This is a genomic window from Pseudomonas medicaginis, from assembly GCF_965119365.1.
In the GTDB taxonomy this organism is placed as follows: domain Bacteria; phylum Pseudomonadota; class Gammaproteobacteria; order Pseudomonadales; family Pseudomonadaceae; genus Aquipseudomonas.
The window spans coordinates 3392411-3408518 of sequence record NZ_OZ221631.1 but is presented as its reverse complement, the minus strand read 5'-3'; the positions used below and the strand labels follow the sequence as shown (position 1 = coordinate 3408518).

At 61.5% G+C, this 16108-nt stretch carries 12 protein-coding genes; 9 read left to right on the top strand and 3 right to left on the bottom strand.

Going from position 1 to position 16108, the window contains the following annotated elements; genetic code table 11:
* Positions 1-1647: a cyclic peptide export ABC transporter gene (locus tag ACMTA2_RS15150; RefSeq protein ID WP_413795488.1), complete on the top strand. Its 1647-nt coding sequence runs from the start codon at positions 1-3 to the stop codon at positions 1645-1647.
* A 104-nt stretch (positions 1648-1751) separates the two neighbouring features.
* Here the strand turns inward: ACMTA2_RS15150 and fhuF are convergent, their stop codons facing one another.
* Positions 1752-2441, bottom strand: coding sequence for a siderophore-iron reductase FhuF (fhuF, locus tag ACMTA2_RS15145; RefSeq protein WP_413795487.1), 690 nt, complete (start codon positions 2439-2441; stop codon positions 1752-1754).
* 199 nt (positions 2442-2640) lie between these two features.
* Between fhuF and ACMTA2_RS15140 the strand changes: the two genes are divergently transcribed.
* The 4 genes from ACMTA2_RS15140 (at position 2641) to ACMTA2_RS15125 (ending at position 8276) form a co-directional block, all read left to right on the top strand.
* The gene (locus tag ACMTA2_RS15140) at positions 2641-4344 is read left to right on the top strand and encodes an ABC transporter ATP-binding protein/permease (protein WP_413795486.1); all 1704 of its coding nucleotides are present in this window, start codon (positions 2641-2643) and stop codon (positions 4342-4344) included.
* Positions 4345-4639: 295 nt separating this feature from the next.
* Positions 4640-6502, top strand: coding sequence for an ATP-binding protein (locus tag ACMTA2_RS15135; protein ID WP_413795485.1), 1863 nt, complete (start codon positions 4640-4642; stop codon positions 6500-6502).
* A gap of 92 nt (positions 6503-6594) precedes the next feature.
* Positions 6595-7827 (top strand): porin, encoded by a 1233-nt coding sequence (locus tag ACMTA2_RS15130; protein WP_413795484.1) that lies wholly within the window; start codon positions 6595-6597, stop codon positions 7825-7827.
* Between the two features lie 11 nt (positions 7828-7838).
* Positions 7839-8276: a type 2 periplasmic-binding domain-containing protein gene (locus ACMTA2_RS15125; RefSeq protein ID WP_413795483.1), complete on the top strand. Its 438-nt coding sequence runs from the start codon at positions 7839-7841 to the stop codon at positions 8274-8276.
* A 4-nt stretch (positions 8277-8280) separates the two neighbouring features.
* On the opposite strand, the gene ACMTA2_RS15120 is transcribed toward ACMTA2_RS15125, so the two are convergent.
* Entirely contained in the window at positions 8281-10653 is a 2373-nt protein-coding gene (locus tag ACMTA2_RS15120) for a bifunctional diguanylate cyclase/phosphodiesterase (RefSeq protein WP_413795482.1), read from the bottom strand.
* A 354-nt stretch (positions 10654-11007) separates the two neighbouring features.
* Between ACMTA2_RS15120 and ACMTA2_RS15115 the strand changes: the two genes are divergently transcribed.
* Both ACMTA2_RS15115 and ACMTA2_RS15110 read left to right on the top strand, forming a co-directional pair.
* Positions 11008-12018: a response regulator gene (locus ACMTA2_RS15115; protein ID WP_413795481.1), complete on the top strand. Its 1011-nt coding sequence runs from the start codon at positions 11008-11010 to the stop codon at positions 12016-12018.
* A 3-nt stretch (positions 12019-12021) separates the two neighbouring features.
* Positions 12022-12975, top strand: a complete 954-nt coding sequence (locus ACMTA2_RS15110; protein ID WP_413795480.1) for a sensor domain-containing diguanylate cyclase — start codon at positions 12022-12024, stop codon at positions 12973-12975.
* A 158-nt stretch (positions 12976-13133) separates the two neighbouring features.
* Here ACMTA2_RS15110 and treA read toward each other — a convergent pair whose 3' ends face one another.
* Positions 13134-14759, bottom strand: a complete 1626-nt coding sequence (treA, locus tag ACMTA2_RS15105) for an alpha,alpha-trehalase TreA (protein ID WP_413795479.1) — start codon at positions 14757-14759, stop codon at positions 13134-13136.
* Between the two features lie 363 nt (positions 14760-15122).
* Here treA and ACMTA2_RS15100 point away from each other — a divergent pair, with 363 nt between their 5' ends.
* Complete coding sequence (locus ACMTA2_RS15100; protein ID WP_413795478.1) at positions 15123-15641, top strand: cysteine hydrolase family protein; 519 nt, start codon at positions 15123-15125, stop codon at positions 15639-15641.
* 60 nt (positions 15642-15701) lie between these two features.
* On the top strand, positions 15702-16022 hold the full coding sequence (locus tag ACMTA2_RS15095) for an isochorismate lyase (protein ID WP_413795477.1): 321 nt from the start codon (positions 15702-15704) through the stop codon (positions 16020-16022).
* The last annotated feature ends 86 nt before the right edge of the window (positions 16023-16108 follow it).

The window sequence follows — 16108 nt, the reverse complement described above, 5'->3', positions numbered from 1 at the left end:
ATGGATCTGTTGTTACTCATGGCTAAACGCTCCTGGCGCGCACTGCTGGTGGCGACCCTCACGGGTCTGACCTGCGGCCTCGCGGCGGCCGGCCTGATCGCCAATATCAACCACAGCCTGGAGGTGTTCGATAAGCTGCGCCCGGTGGATGGCCTGCTCTTCGCCGGCCTGGTGGTGTTGGTCGCGGTGTCGCGGATCATCTCCGACATCAGCCTGCTGCGCCTGGGCCAGGCCGCGGTCAACGACATGCGCCTGCACCTGAGCGCCAAGCTGATCGACACGCCCTACGCGCAATTGCAGCGCCTAGGCAAGCATCGCCTGCTGGCGATGCTCACCGACGATACGCAGACCATCAGCCAGGCAGTGGAGTTGGTGCCGATCCTGCTGGTCAACGTCGGGATCATCGCCGCGTGCCTCGGCTACCTGGGTTGGCTCAGCATGCCATTGCTCGGCCTGACGCTGCTGCTGATCGTCCTGGGCAGCCTGAGCTTTCACTGGCCGCAACGCCGGGCGCTGACCTCGATCTCCCGCGCTCGCGAGCTCAAGGACCAGTTGTTCAATCAGTACCGCCTGCTCACCGATGGCAGCAAGGAACTGCAACTCAACCATCCGCGCCGGCAGCACTTCTTCACCCGGCTGCTGATACCGGTGAGCCAGCAATACCGCCGCGATTTTGTACGGGGCATGAGCATCTACGCCCTGGTCCTGAACTGGGGCAATGCGGTGTTCTACATGCTGATCGGCGTGGTGCTGTTCGCCGCGCCGCATTTCATTGACCTGAGCGCGAGCCTGGTCACCGGCTATATCCTGGCGATCCTCTATATGATCACGCCGCTGTCGGAACTGATGCATGCCTTGCCGACCCTCGGCCGGGCCAGCGTGGCCCTGAACAAGATCCGTGCCCTGGAAGGCGAGATGCAAACCGCCGACGAGGCCCTCGACACCATCTCGCCGACCCAGGTGCGCAGCCTGGTGTGCCGCCAGGTCACCCACACCTACTACCGCGAGCGCGAGGACGGCCATTTCACCTTGGGCCCTATCGACCTCACCCTCAATGCCGGCGAAGTGGTGTTCATCACCGGCGGCAACGGCAGCGGCAAGACCACCCTGGCCTTGTTGCTGACCGGGCTGTACCGTCCGGAAAGCGGCGAGATCATGCTCGACGAACAAGTGTCCTCGAGCAATGACAACCACCATTACCGGCAGCACTTCTCGGCGATCTTCACCGACTTCTGCCTGTTCGAGAATCTGTTCGATGGGGAGGATCCGCGCCTGGTGAAACAGGCGCAGGACTACCTCGTCCACCTGCAACTGGACCATAAGGTGCAAATCGAGGAAGGCAAGCTGACCACGCTGGCGTTGTCCACCGGGCAACGCAAGCGCCTGGCACTGCTCAGTGCCTATCTGGATGATCGTCCCTGCTACCTGTTCGACGAATGGGCCGCCGACCAGGACCCGGTATTCAAGCACTTTTTCTACACCCGGATCCTGCCGGACCTGCGCGAGCGGGGCAAATTGCTGATCGTCATCTCCCATGACGACGCCTACTTCGGCCTGGCCGACCGACTGATCCGCATCGAACACGGCAAGCTCAGCGAAGTCGCCCCGCAGGCTGATGCGATGCTCGTGGCGCAAATGATGTCTTGAAAAACCCTAAACCCTGTGGCTAAGGAGCTTGCTCCCTCGCCACAAGGGTTTATGCATGCCACAACAATGTGAGAGCTTCTGGCCGAGGCTGTTCAAACCTGCACTCAACCTTCCTCATAGATGTAACGCAGATAGCTCACCTGCTCTGCCACCGGCAGGCGGTGCAGCTTGGGGCAGGATTCGCAGAGCACGGGGGGTTGGCCTTCGACCGGCTCATGCAACTGGTAATGCAGGCAGCAATGCCGTCGCAGGGGCAAGCACGGGCAAATCTGCGGCGCCGGTGATTCGACCATGCGTTGCAGGCCTCGCAGCTTCAAGCGGCCGTTGTTCACCGTGACCTGCTCCAGCCACTGGTGAGCCTCGGCGAAGCCCTCCCTGGACAGGTCCGGGTCCATCCTGGCGAAGGCGCCGTCCCAGATGGCGACAAAGTTGCCCCACAGTATTTTCGGCGCCAGGCCACCGGCGACGGCCAACGTGCCGAACAGCGGCGCCAGGTGCTCGTGGACCAACCGCGACCAATAAACCGCCCGGTCCTGCGCGCCCAAGGACGACAGCCCGGCGGCCAGGCCCAAGGCCACCGGTTGGCCGTCGTCGTGCAACAGCAGCGCATCCTCGCCCCAGAACTCGATCGCGCAGTGACGCGTCAGTACACAGGCCAGGGTGGCCGGCAGGACAATGCTCATGTAGTTCATCGACCACTGCGAAACCACGGCGGCGCGGTTCACCCCCGGGTAACGCAGGGCGAACCGGGTCAGCAAGGGTTGCAGCACGGCCGGGTCGGCAAGCTGGCTCAACGCGATGGAAGGCTGGCCCCCAGGTGCCTGCCGGATGACCCGCTGTATCGGCGGCCAGGCCTGGTTAAGCCATTCTGGAAATTCGATAACGGGGCTCCCGTGGCTTTCCCTAATTAATGCAAACGATTAGCATTGGCTGATCCTATCCTCCCGCCCCTGCAAACTCAACGTCGTTAACGACCAGGCTCATCAAGACCCCATGCACACACTCCGCAATTTCTGGCGTCTCGCGCGGCCTTTCTGGGCCTCCGAGGAAAAGTACCCGGCCCTGTTGCTGCTGTTGGCCACTGTGCTGATGACCCTGTGCCTGGTCGGTGTCAACATCCTCACCAATTTCTGGAACCTGCATTTCTATAACGCCTTGCAGGCCCTGGACTACCACGGTTTCCTGATCGGCAGCCTGCAGTTCATCCTGTTGCAGATCGGCACGGCGGCCTTCACCGTGGGCGCGTTTCACTTCCAGCAAAAGCTCACCATCCGTTGGCGGGGCTGGGCGACCCGCAACATGCTCGATCAGTGGCTGGACAGCCAACGCTACCAGAAGCTGAAGTTGACCGAGACCGACGTCGACAACCCCGATCAGCGGATCGCCGAGGATATCGACCTGTTTATCGTCAAGTCGCTCAAGTTGAGCCTGGGCCTGCTGACGTCGGTGGTGTCGCTGTTTTCCTTCCTGCATATCCTCTGGCAAGCCTCCAGCCTCGTCAGCGTGCCGTTCAACGATCAGTCGATCGTGATTCCGGGGCTGCTGGTGTGGGTCGCCCTGGTGTATGCGCTCCTGGGCACCGGCCTGGCCTTCTGGCTGGGACGCGCGCTGCCCAGCCTCAATTTCATGCAACAGCGGCGTGAAGCGGATTTTCGTTTCTCGCTCATCCGCCTGCGGGAGAACGCTGACTCGGTGGCGCAATACCGCGGCGAAGTCGTGGAGAACGAACGCTTCAACCACCGTCTGGAGGCGGCGCTGGAAAACTTCTGGGCGCTGGTGAAAAAACAGAAGTTGATCATGGGCTACTCGACCTTCTACTTGCGCAGCGCGACGGTCATCCCGATGTTCATCATGGCACCACAGTTCTTTGCCGGCGCCTTTCCCCTCGGCCGCCTGACACAGATAAGCGCGGCCTTCGGCGAAGTGCACGCGGCCATCGCCTACCTGGTGAGCGTGTTCCCGGAACTGTCGGAATGGAAATCGGTGATCGACCGCCTGGTCGGCTTCCAGGATCGCCTGGATAACGTCGAGGTCAAGTCCCAGGTCCGACACCAACAGCAGACCAGCGGCCTTGATATCAAGGACCTGGACATCTGGCTGCCAAATGGCCGGCCATTGTTCAAAGGCTTCAACCTGTCCCTCAAGCCCGGTGACAGCCTGATGATCAACGCGCCATCCGGCTACGGAAAATCGACGCTGATCCGCACGATTACCGGGCTTTGGCCCCATGCGCGCGGCTCAAGCGGCTATGACCGTGAGCGCGCCCTGACCCTGTCGCAAAAACCCTACCTGCCGCTGGGCAGCTTGCGCGAAGCGCTCTGGTACCCCAGCCCACCCCGTCGCGAAGAGGATGCCACGCTGCGCCAAGTCATGGCGCAAGTGGGCCTGTCCCACCTGGCCGGTCAGTTGGACCAGGAGCGGGACTGGGCACAGACCCTCAGCGTCGGCGAACAACAACGCTGTGCGTTCGTCAGGGCCCTGCTGGCCCGGCCCACGGTGCTGTTCCTCGACGAAAGCAGCTCGGCGCTGGATGCGGCAAACGAAGCGCGTTGCTATCAACTGCTCAAGCAGACGTTGCCGGACACGATCCTGATCAGCGTCGGCCACAGCGCCTCCCTGGAGCACTTCCATTGGCACGTCCTGGAACTGCAGGACGAGGCGCGGTGGGTGCATCGCAAGGTCAAGCAAGCGGTGTGAGCCGATCCTGTGTCTACGCACCAGAGCCTGTAAAAGTAACCCTGTGACGAGGGCGCTTACTCCCTCACCACAGGGTTCCATATGTTCCCCCGTCCTTCGTGTTCAGGCCCCTGAAAAAGCGTAAACGCCCCGTGCGACATAACCCCCCTGTTCACCCATTGGCATGCAGAGTTTGTGGTCTATAGTTCTCACAGATTCAGGATCTTTCGCTCGGGCCATCAGGAGCAACATCCCCTCGAGCCGTAACCGTGTCGGATGCCATCAACCGTCGGTTGAATAATGCAGGGAGCACACTATGCCGATCCAGCGGCCTGAGACACAGACGTTGGCCCCTGGCGCTGCCCATTGTGCAGAGGCCGATCGCGGTACCGAGGCCGGCGGGCTTCGGCGGTTCTTCGACCAGGCCAAGGAAGCCTACATCCTGTTCCCGCTGCTGGCCGTCCTGCTGTTGCTGGTCATCTGGAGCGCCACCCTCTACCTGATCAAGGTTGAACATCTTCGCGCACAACAGAGCGCCGCGACGGCCAGCCTGGAAATGGGCGCCACCTACGAAGCGCAAATGCTACGCGCCATCCATGAAATCGATCAGACCCTCAAGCTGGTCAAATACACCTGCGAGACCGAAGACGAGCCAGATCCCCTGCGCCGGCTCCAGGAGCGGGCCTTGTTGCCGCCGCCGTTGGTGTTTGACGTCAGTGTGGTCAATCCCGACGGCAGGCTCGTGGCGAGCACGCGGGTCAATGACCGGGACAATATCGCTGACCCGAATGAGCAACAAACGCTGCGGCACGGCGATTCACTGTCCATCAGCCGCCCTTGGAGGAGCCCGGTCACCGGGGAATGGCGCTTGCGCTTCAGCCGGCGACTCGATGCCGCGGATGGCACGCTTTCCGGGATCGCCCGGGTCGAGGTCGATGCCGCCTATTTCGTCAGCAGCTACGATGCCTCGAAACTCGGCGAACACGGCGCGCTCGGACTGCTGGGCACTGACGGCATCTTCCGCGTACGGCGCACCGGGGAAACGGTACTGGCCGGCGATACGGTGGATTACACGGCAGTGGTGCCGGACGCGGAAAACACCGCGGCGGTGCTCTCGGTCAATGGCTGGGACGGGGTGCGGCGCTACACCAGTGCCCGCCAGCTCTACGACTTTCCACTGGCAGTGATCGTCGGTTTGTCCGAGGAAGAACAACTGGCGGTGGTGAACCAGCAAGCACGTACCTACCTCTGGCGCGCGGCGGGCGGCAGCCTGGTACTGGTGCTGCTGGTGGGCCTGCTCGCCCGGATGAGCTGGCAACTGGCGCAGAGCCGCTTGCGCGCCGCCGAAGCCCAGGCCCAACTGGCTGCCGCCGCTCGCCAGGCCGGCATGGCCGAAATCGCCACCAACGTCCTGCACAACGTGGGCAACGTGCTTAACAGTGTGAATATTTCCGCCGACCTGATCACCCGCAAACTGCGTACCAGCAAGGCCTTGGGGCTCGGCAAGGCGGTGCGCATGATGAACGAGCACGCCGATGACCTCGGCGACTTCATTTCCCACGACGAGAAAGGCAAGTTGCTGCCCGGCTACCTGAACCAACTGGTGGACGCATTGGCCGTCGAGCAACAGAGCATGACCGAAGAACTCGGCCAACTGAGCAAAAGTGTCGATCACATCAAGGAAATCGTCGCCGCCCAGCAATCCTATGCGGGCACATCCAGCCTTGCCGAAACGGTGCAGGTCAGGGAACTGATCGAGGATGCCCTGCGCATGAACGCCAGTAACATCGCGGCGCATCGGATTACCGTGGTGCGACACCTCGCCGAAACACCCTTGCTGCAACTGGATAAGCACCGGGTGCTGCTGATCCTGATCAACCTGATAAAAAACGCCAGCAGGGCGATGGATGACCGACCGGGGCTTACCCCTCAAATCATCCTTCAGAGTGAGATCCCCCAAGCAGATACCTTGGTCATCAAGGTCATCGACAACGGCGAAGGCATCGCGCCCGAGAACCTGACACGGATCTTTGCCCACGGCTTTACCACACGCAAGGACGGCCACGGCTTTGGCCTGCATAGCTGCGTCCTGGCGGCCATGGAGATGGGCGGTTCGTTGGAAGCCCATAGCGATGGTCCGGGCACAGGGGCGACCTTTACGCTCAAATTGGCGATCTAGACTACCCTTGGCTGCGTGGTAGCGCGCAGTTTCAGCCACCGTTACAAGGAGCAGACGAATGGCGATCCACACAACGAGGTTACCTTGAACCCATGGTGAAAAAGTCCAATGGATGGGCCCTGGTAGCCGTGACCCTATATGCCTGCGGCGCCAGTGCCAACGCGGGCGACATGTTCTCGCTGAGCAGTTTCGGCACGGTGGGAATCGTCCACTCCAGCGAGAAAAAAGCCGACTTCACGTCCAGTATCTTCAAGCCCAACGGCGCAGGCCATTCGCGGAACTGGAGCGCCGACGTCGACAGCCTGATAGGCGCCCAATTGACCGCCACCTTCACCCCACAGCTGTCGGCCGTGGTGCAGGTCATTTCCGAGCAGCGCTACGACAACAGCTACCGGCCCTTCGTCGAATGGGCCAACGTCAAGTACCAGTTCACGCCGGATTTCAACGCCCGCATCGGCCGTACCGTGTTGCCGACATTCCTGGTGTCCGACACCCGCAAAGTGGGCTACACCCTGCCCTGGGTGCGGGCGCCCATGGAGGTCTACAGCCTGATGCCGATCTCCAGCAGCGACGGCATCGATGGCAGCTACCGGTTTCGTGTCGATGAAATCACCAACACCGTTCAGGCCCATTATGGCCAGACCGACAGCCGTCAGCCCGCCGGGGCCGGCAAGGCGATGACAAGAGATTTCTGGGGGATCACCGATACCACCGAGTTCGACGCCCTCACCCTGCGCATCACCTACATGAAAGCCGACCTGACCCTGGAACAGTTCAACTCACTCTTCGATGCGTTCAGGGCGTTTGGTCCGCAAGGCATCGCCATCGCCGATCGCTACGACTCCGATGACACGCCGGTCGATTTTTTCGGCGTAGGCGCCAGCTATGACCCGGGGGACTGGTTCGTCATGAGTGAATGGGGACGTCTCGACAGCCGCTCCGGCCTGGGCAGGACCAGCGCCTGGTACATCAGCGGCGGGTACCGCATCGAAGCGCTCACGCCCTACATCACCTACGCGCGCTCCAAGACCGAAACAGACATCGCCAGCCCGGGCCTGACGCTATCGACCTTGCCGCCGGCCCTGACGGGCACGGCCGCCGAACTCAACGGTGCGCTCAACAGCATCCTGGGTTCGAACGAAGGCCAGCAGACCCTTTCCCTTGGCGTGCGCTGGGATTTCACCAAGAACATGGACGCCAAGGTGCAGTTCGATCACACACGTTTGAAGGGCAACTCGGTCGGTCCGTTGATCAATCCCCAACCGGACTTCACGTCGGGGGGCTCGCTCAACGTCATCAGCCTAGCTGTTGATTTTGTCTTCTGATGGAGCAGGCCATGCGGGTTGTGAGGCTTATCGGATTCGCCATGGCGGGGCTCGCCCTGTGCGCCGCCAGCGTTGCCGTCAAGGCCGACGTGGTGGTGATCGTCGCCACGTCCAGCCCGGTGACGATGCTCGCGCGCAATCAGGTGGCGGATATTTTCCTGGGCAAGGCCAGTCGTTTTCCCGGCGGAGGACAGGCCATTCCCATTGACCAGACAGAAGATTCGCCAGCCCGCGATGAGTTCTACACAACGTTCACCGGCAAGTCCGCATCCCAGCTCAAGGCGCACTGGTCGAAAATCATCTTTACCGGCCGGGGCCAGCCGCCACAGGCGGTTTCAAGCGGCACGGAAGTCAAGAAACGTATCGCAGAGAACCCCGACGCCATTGGCTATATCGACACACGGGAACTGGATGACAGCGTCAGGGCCCTGCCACTCGAGCCGCAATGAGCCCTTACGCACCGAGGCTCGGGGCAGCCGCCTCGGCTTGCAGCAACACCTTGAACTGATCGGCGGGAATCGGTTTGTTGAAGTAGAACCCTTGGAATTCATCGCAGGCATTGTCCCGCAGGAAATCGGCCTGCGCCTTGGTTTCCACGCCTTGGGCCACCACGGTGAGGCTGAGGGTCCTGCCCATTGCGATAATGGCCTCGGTCAAGGCCTTGTCTTCCGACACACTGCTGGTATCGCAGATGCATGAGCGATCGATTTTGATGACATCCAATGGAAACTGTTCGAGCGCAGAGAGCGACGAATAACCCATACCAAAATCATCGATGGCGATGCGGACCTGCAGGCGCTTGAGCCCGGTCAGCACACTCAACGCCCTTTTGACGTCCTGCATGAGCAGGCGCTCGGCGATCTCCAGTTCCAGCAGACGCGCGTCCATGCCGGTTTCGGCCAAAACCTCGGCCAAGTCCGTCAGCAGGTTCTCATCGGCAAACTGCCGTGCCGTGAGGTTCACGGCGACTCCCAGGTGCGGCAGCCCTTGTTGTTGCCAGGCGACGTTTTGCTGGCAGGCGGTCTTGAGCACCCATTTGCCGATCGGCACGATCAAACCGGTTTCTTCCGCCACCGGGATGAATTGCATGGGCGCCACGATCCCCAGGTCGGGATGCTGCCAGCGCAGCAGCGCTTCCATGCCGGTGATCTGGCCACTGCGAATATCCCGCTTGGCCTGGTAATGCAGCTGGAACTCCTGGCGCTCCAGCGCGTGACGCAGGCTCAGCTCCAGCGTCAGGCGTTCCAGTGAGTCCGCGTTCAGTTTCGCGGAGTAGAACTGGAAGTTGTTCTTGCCCCGTTGCTTGGCCTGGTACATCGCGCTGTCGGCGTTTTTCGTCAGTGTCTGCTCGTCCAGGCCATCGTGTGGAAACACACTGATCCCGACGCTGGCGGTCACACGGAACTCCTGGCCCTGGAGGTTGAAGGGCCGGGCAATAGCGGTCAGGATTTTCTGGGCGGCGGTTGCCACGTCGTTGTCCTGCGACAGCTCCGGCAGCAGGATCACGAATTCGTCACCGCCCAATCGGGCCACCGTATCACTGCTGCGCAGGCATGCCTCCAGGCGCTGCGCCACTTCCTTGAGCAGTTGATCGCCGGCATCGTGCCCCAGCATATCGTTGACTTGCTTGAAACGGTCGAGGTCAAGGAACAGCACCGCCAGTTGCCGATCATAGCGACTGGCCTCGCTGATGCTCTGGCTCAACAGCTTGCTGAACAGGCTGCGATTGGGCAACGTCGTCAAGCCGTCGTGATAGGCCAGGTACTCGACACTTTCCGCGTAGGCAATTTTCGCTTCGCCGGCGCGCAAGCGGCTTTGCGCCAACTGCCAGCTCATCCGCGCGAGCAATCCCGCGAGCAGCACCAGGGCCAGGCTGCCGCCCGCCGTGCGCCAGAGATAGCGGTGCGCTTGCCGGGTCACCGCGGCGAGTTGTTCTTGCTCGGACAAGCCGACGATCACCGCCAGCGGGAAATCGTAGAGCTGGCGGGCGCTGGTATAGCGCCGCACACCGTCCCATGGGCTGATCGCGCGTACGGCTTCGGTGTTTTCCGTGTCCGACACTACGGTTGCGTAATCGATCGAGTCACCGGCCGAGACGACTTCCCCGCTGCGCCGTGCCCGGAAGATACCGTCGATGCCCAGCAGGCCGAGCAAGCCGTGATTACCGAGCTTCGAGGGGTCATAGCTGCTGACGAAATAGGCCGCATCGACCTCGACCATGGCGATCCCGGCGAACGCGCCATCCACCGCGTCGAGCCGTCGGCTGAAACGCAATCTCCATTCCCCCGTCACCGGGCTTTTCCACGGGGGGCTGATCGACAGCGCCGTGTCCGGCCCCAGCGTTTGCAGCTCATCCTTGGCCATTCGACTTCCAGCCTCGCTCGACTGGGTGCTGGCGACGACCCGGCCGCTGGCGTCGACCACACTGACGTCAAACAAGTAGGGAGAAGGCAGCAGGCCACGCGCCTTGAGCTTGGGCAGCGGGTTTGGCTCCCGCTCCGACTCGTAGGTGTATTTGACCAGCTTGAGGGTTTGGTCGATTTCACGCACGGCCCGCAGGATCTGCGCTTCGTAGGTGGCGCCGATTTCCAGGCTCGCTTCGGCGATCCCCCGCTGCGCGCGGGCTTGTTCGACCTTGATCAGGTACAAGGTCCCTGCCCAGATGACCAGCAACAACAGAGCGGCCAACAGCGGGAACAGGATATAGGCTTCCCTGACCTGGTCGAGGCCGCGCCGAAACAGCGTGTTCGTCGCACCGGCCAGGGTGTCTTCACGATGGACGATACCCGGGGCCGACGTCATTGCACTCGCCCGTTGGATCGCCATGGTGTGCTCCCTGCATTGTTCACGGCTGACGCCTGCGGGTGTCCGACGCCGCCACGGATCGAGTCCTCCGCAGTCGCAGATCGCCGACACTGGAAGACTCCGGGCCTGCTGAAAACTATAGACCACAAACCGCGCCTGCCACGGCCAATCGCACGCCGACCGTGGCTTTGCGCGGGGAGTGAATGACGAAGTGCAGTTGACGCCCCTGACTTATTGGTCCAGTTTCTAATGCAACGGTGTCCTGCAGTTTCTCGTGCGGGACGCACGCTTGATAAACCCGGTTCGTCAGTCAAAGGGTCTCTGCAAGCCTATGAATGAACTCCGTAGGACCGCCTTCCCCGCCATTGATTGCCAATGGACATCCCTGTGTCGTTGATTCCCCTGGTGGTGTGTGACGACTCCAACATGGCGCGCAAACAAGTGTTGCGTGCATTGCCGGCAGACTGGCCGGTTACCGTCACCGAGGCGGTCAATGGGCGCCAGGCCATGGACGCCATACGCCAGGGCCTGGGGCACGTGGTGTTGCTCGACCTGACCATGCCGGAAATGGATGGTTACCAGGTGTTGAGCGCCTTGCGCGACGAGGGCTTGAAGGCGCAGGTCATCGTTATTTCCGGTGACGTCCAGGATGAAGCGGTGCGCCGCGTGCTCGAGCTGGGCGCCCTGGCGTTCCTGAAAAAACCGTTCGACGAAAACGACCTGCGCCAGACGCTGGCTAGGCTGGGGCTACTGACCCAACCTGGCACGCTCCCTCAGCAGAGCCGTTCGGCCACCCACACGGCCATCGGCTTTCACGATGTGTTCCGCGAAACGGTCAACGTGGCCATCGGCCGGGCGGCGGCCCTGATCGCCAAGGTATTGGGGGTCTTTGTGCAACTGCCGGTGCCGAACGTGAACCTCCTCGAGGTCGGGGAATTGCACATGGCGTTGAACGACGTCGGCAGCTCCCAACAACTCACCGCCATTTGCCAGGGCTTTATCGGCAGCGGCATCGCCGGCGAAGCCCTGCTGATCTTCCACGACTCGGAGATCACCGACATCGCGCAGTTGATGCAGCGCCAGAGCGCCGATTATTCGGACCTGGAAATGCTGCTGGACCTTTCCAGCGTGTTGATCGGCGCGTGCCTGAACAGCATTGCCGAACAGATCGACGTGGTGTTTTCCCAGGGCCACCCGCAGATTCTCGGCCAGCACGCGGCCATCGAGGAACTGATCCGGGACAACAGCAAGCACTGGAAAAAGACCCTGGCGGTGGAAATCAGCTACAGCCTGGAGGGGCACGATATCCGTTTCGACCTGTTGCTGCTGTTTACGGAAGATTCCATCGAACGGTTGACCCATAAACTCGCCTACTTGATGAACTGAGCCATGAGCGAATCCATCGATCTGAACGAATTCCATTGGTTGCTGGCCATCGTTCAGAGCATCGACGTCGGGGTGGTGGTGCTCGACCGCGAGTACCGCGTGCAGGTGTGGAACACCTTCATGGAGAACCGCTCCGGGGTGCAGCCCAAGGACGCTCACAACCAGCACTTTTTCAGCCTGTTCCCTGAAATCGATCGCCAATGGTTCAGCCGCAAGGTGGAAAGCGTCGCGACCCTGGGCACACCCGCGTTCACGGTCTGGGAGCAGCGCCCGTACCTGATGCGGTTCAAGAGCTACCAGCCGATCACCGGCCAGGAAGCGTTCATGTACCAGAACACCACGCTGCTGCCGCTGCGCTCGCCCGACAACACCATCAAGCACATCTGCCTGGTGATCTATGACGTTACCGACGTCGCCACGAACCGGCATCAGCTCCAGGCGGCCAACGCACAGTTGCTGCAACTCTCCAGCACAGATCGACTGACGGGGTTGTATAACCGCGGTCACTGGGAGAGCAGCCTGAAAGCCGCCTACGCCCGGCATCATCGCTACGGCAATGCGTTGAGCCTGGTGATGCTCGACATCGACCATTTCAAGCGGGTCAACGACACTTACGGTCATCAGGCGGGCGACCAGGTCATCGAGCACGTCGCCAGGCTGCTGCGCGAGCATGTGCGCGAGTCCGACGTGGCCGGCCGTTATGGCGGTGAAGAGTTCGGCGTGGTGCTTTCAGACACCGACATGGCGGGCGCACGGATGTTCGCCGAACGCCTGCGCAAGGCTGTTGAAGCGCTGGAAGTGGAGTTCAATGACCAGACTATCCGCTTCACCGTCAGCCTGGGAGTGGCCGACCTGAGCCAGCCCTCGAACAACCACGCCGACCTGATCGCCAGGGCGGACCAGGCGCTGTACACGTCGAAGAAGAATGGACGCAATCGGGTGACAGTGCATGAATAGCGAGCCCACTTTTTCCAGGATGACGGTGAAATTTGATGCCCACCACACATCCCTTGTGGGAGCGAGCTTGCTCGCGATAGCGTTGGTTCAGCAGCATTGAGGGTGACTGGCACGCCGTCATCGCGAGCAAGCTCGCTCCCACATAGGTTCACTGGCATTCACTCGCCAAGGCTTGGGGAGGCTTCACCCTTTTTACCCAGCAACTTGAGCGTCACTCCATTCGTCCAGCCGAAGCCGTCCTGCAACTCATATTCGCCACCGCCTCCGCCATCGCCCCGCCCGGACAGGTCGTATTTCTCCACCAGCTTGTTTTTCTTGCGGTAGAGGTTCTCGACCTGTTGCAAGAAGCGACTGCCGATCTGTTGCGCCAGGGCGGTGTGCCGGTATCGGTCCAGTCCTTGCACCGCGACCCATTGCAACGGTGCCCAGCCATTGGGTTCGTCCCACTGCTGGCCATTGCTGACCTGGGTGGTGGCGATGCCCCCGGCACGCAACAGACCATCACGTACCGCATCGGCAGTGCGCTTGGCGTGCTCGGCGCAAGCCAGCCCCGTGTACAGCGGGAAAAGCGTCGCTGCCGTAAGTTGCTGGCGTTGCTGGTTGCGCTGCCAGTCATAGTCCACGTAGAAGCCTTTATCGGCATTCCACAAATGCTGCTCGATGGCCCGCTGGCGCAGTTCGGCGCGCCGGCCGTAAGCCTGGACGCAGGGCGTGTTCTGCACCGTCGCGCAGGCTTTGGCGATGGTGTGCTCGAGATGATAGATCAGGCTATTGAGGTCCACGGGCACAATGGCCGTGGTGCGAATGCTCGCCAGGCGCTGGCCATCGTCCAACCAGCGCGAGCTGAAGTCCCAGCCGCTTTCGGCACCGGCGCGCAGGTCACGCCACACCTCCTCCCTGGGACGGTCCGGCGCCTGTTCGGCGGTGCTGACATCCTGCAGCCAGGATTCCTGTCGAGGCGTCGGGCTGGCATCCCAATAGCGGTTGAGCACACTGCCATCGGCGAGCTTGACCACGTGCCGGTTGGCCGCACCGGGCTTGAGAGCCTGGGCACCCTCCATCCAATAGGCATACTCCTTCTGCAACTGTGGCAGGTATCGCCTATAGGCCTGGTCACCTTCGATACGCGCCTGCAACTCCACCATGTAGGCGAAGAATGGCGGCTGCGACCGGCTCAGGTAGTAGGTGCGATTGCCGTTGGGGATGTGGCCGTAGGTGTCGATCATGTAGGCAAAGTTATCGATCATCTGGCGGACCTGGGCCTTATCGCCGCTTTGCTCAAGCCCCAGCATGGTGAAATACGAATCCCAGTAGTACATCTCGCGAAAGCGTCCGCCAGGCACCACGTAGGGCTGCGGCAACGGCAACAAACTGCTGTAGGCCGGAACTTGGGCGTAGGACCGGCTCAGCACCGGCCAGAGGCTGTCGATGTGCTCCTTGATCGGAGCACCAGGCTTGGGTGCCGGACTTTCGGCTTCGCCGGATTCAACGAAGTTGTCTTTCACGAAGGCCTTGATATCGAAGCCATCGCGACCACGCTGGGCCAGGTAATCGGCGCGGATCTGGGCCGGATCACGGTTGGGCAGTGCGTCCACGAAATGCTTCTGGTCGGTGAACACTTGCCCGCGCTGCACCGCTTCAAAAAGCTCGGGATAGGCCTGGTCGGGGGGGAGAACGGTCCGTCCCTGGGCGTCGGCATGGCTCCAGGTTGCTGGCGGTTGGCTTGAACAGGCCACGCATAGCAGCGCGGCAAAGGAGAGGCTGGCAAGGTCAATGAGGCGCATCAGAGGGTCCATCCTGTTTTCGTTCCTGACAAACGAGTGACCCGTCGGACTGGACCAGGGTTCAAAATGGCGGCCAGCCCGAGCCTCCTTTACGAGCTTGCACGGCACCGTCAACCTTTCTACGGGCTGCTCCACCGTTTTCATAAGCAAGCTCACACCCCCGCTTGCCAAACCCCAGGGTGTGCCGATATTGTCAGCACCATGAATCGCCCATGGATGACCTCGACCACCACGACCACGACCGCCCAGGAGGGTCGTGAGGTGGCGTGAACGAATAACACACGTCTCTCAAAGGCCCGCCAGTGATGGTAAGGGCCTTTTCTTTTGCCCTTGCGTCTCTGGCTCAAACGCAAGGAAAGCACGATGCACGCACTGTTGATTCTCGATATGCAAGTGGGGTTGTTTCACGGCCCGGATAAACCCTGGGCAGGCGAAGTGCTGCTGGATACGCTAAATGCCCTGTTGACCAAGGCTCGCAACGCCGCAGCCCCCATCTTCCTGGCTCGCCATGTCGGTCCGCCTGGTTCGCCCATCGAACCGGGAAGTCCATTGACGCAACTGCTGCCGGAGCTGCGGCTGGCAGGCAACGAGGTGATTTTCGAAAAAAGCCGCCCCAATGCCTTTGCCATGACGGGTCTGGTCGAGCAGTTGCGGGCCTGTGGTGCCGAGGGCGTGGTGATCGCCGGCATGAAAACCCAGTATTGTGTCGACAGCACATGCCGCGCCGCCCGGGACCTGGGTTTCGATGCCGTGCTGATCGCCGACGGTCATACATGCGCCGACACGCCGGACGTGAAGGCGCCAGTGATCATCGCGCATCACAACGCAACGTTGGCCGGCCCCTTTTGCCGGGTCGTTCGCGCCGAGGATTGGCATTTTTAGTTCACATCTGCACATCGACCTGACTGGGTCGACCCTGTTCATACCAAAGGAGTGATCTACATGGAAGTCCGCAATCGTCTGCAACCCTCGGAGTGCGTCAACACGGAAGACATCCGAAGCGAAATCGATGCCCTCGATCAGGCGGTCATCAAACTGTTGGGCAAGCGCTTTCAATACGTGCTCGCGGCCTCGAAGTTCAAGACCTCGGCCACTTCGGTACGTGCGCCGGAGCGTTTCAAGGCCATGCTGGCGACACGGCGGGAATGGGCCGAGGCCGAGGGCCTGAGCCCGGATGCCATCGAAAAAATGTACAGCGACCTGGTGAATCACTTCATTGCCGAAGAAATGAAGCACTGGGCGGCTGATCAAGCACGGCACTGATTTTTCCTGCTTCGGTGGCAAGGGCGCCTGTCCCCTTGCCCACCGCCCTACCCTGCGGTGAGATCGGGCGCAATCGCCGACAACGT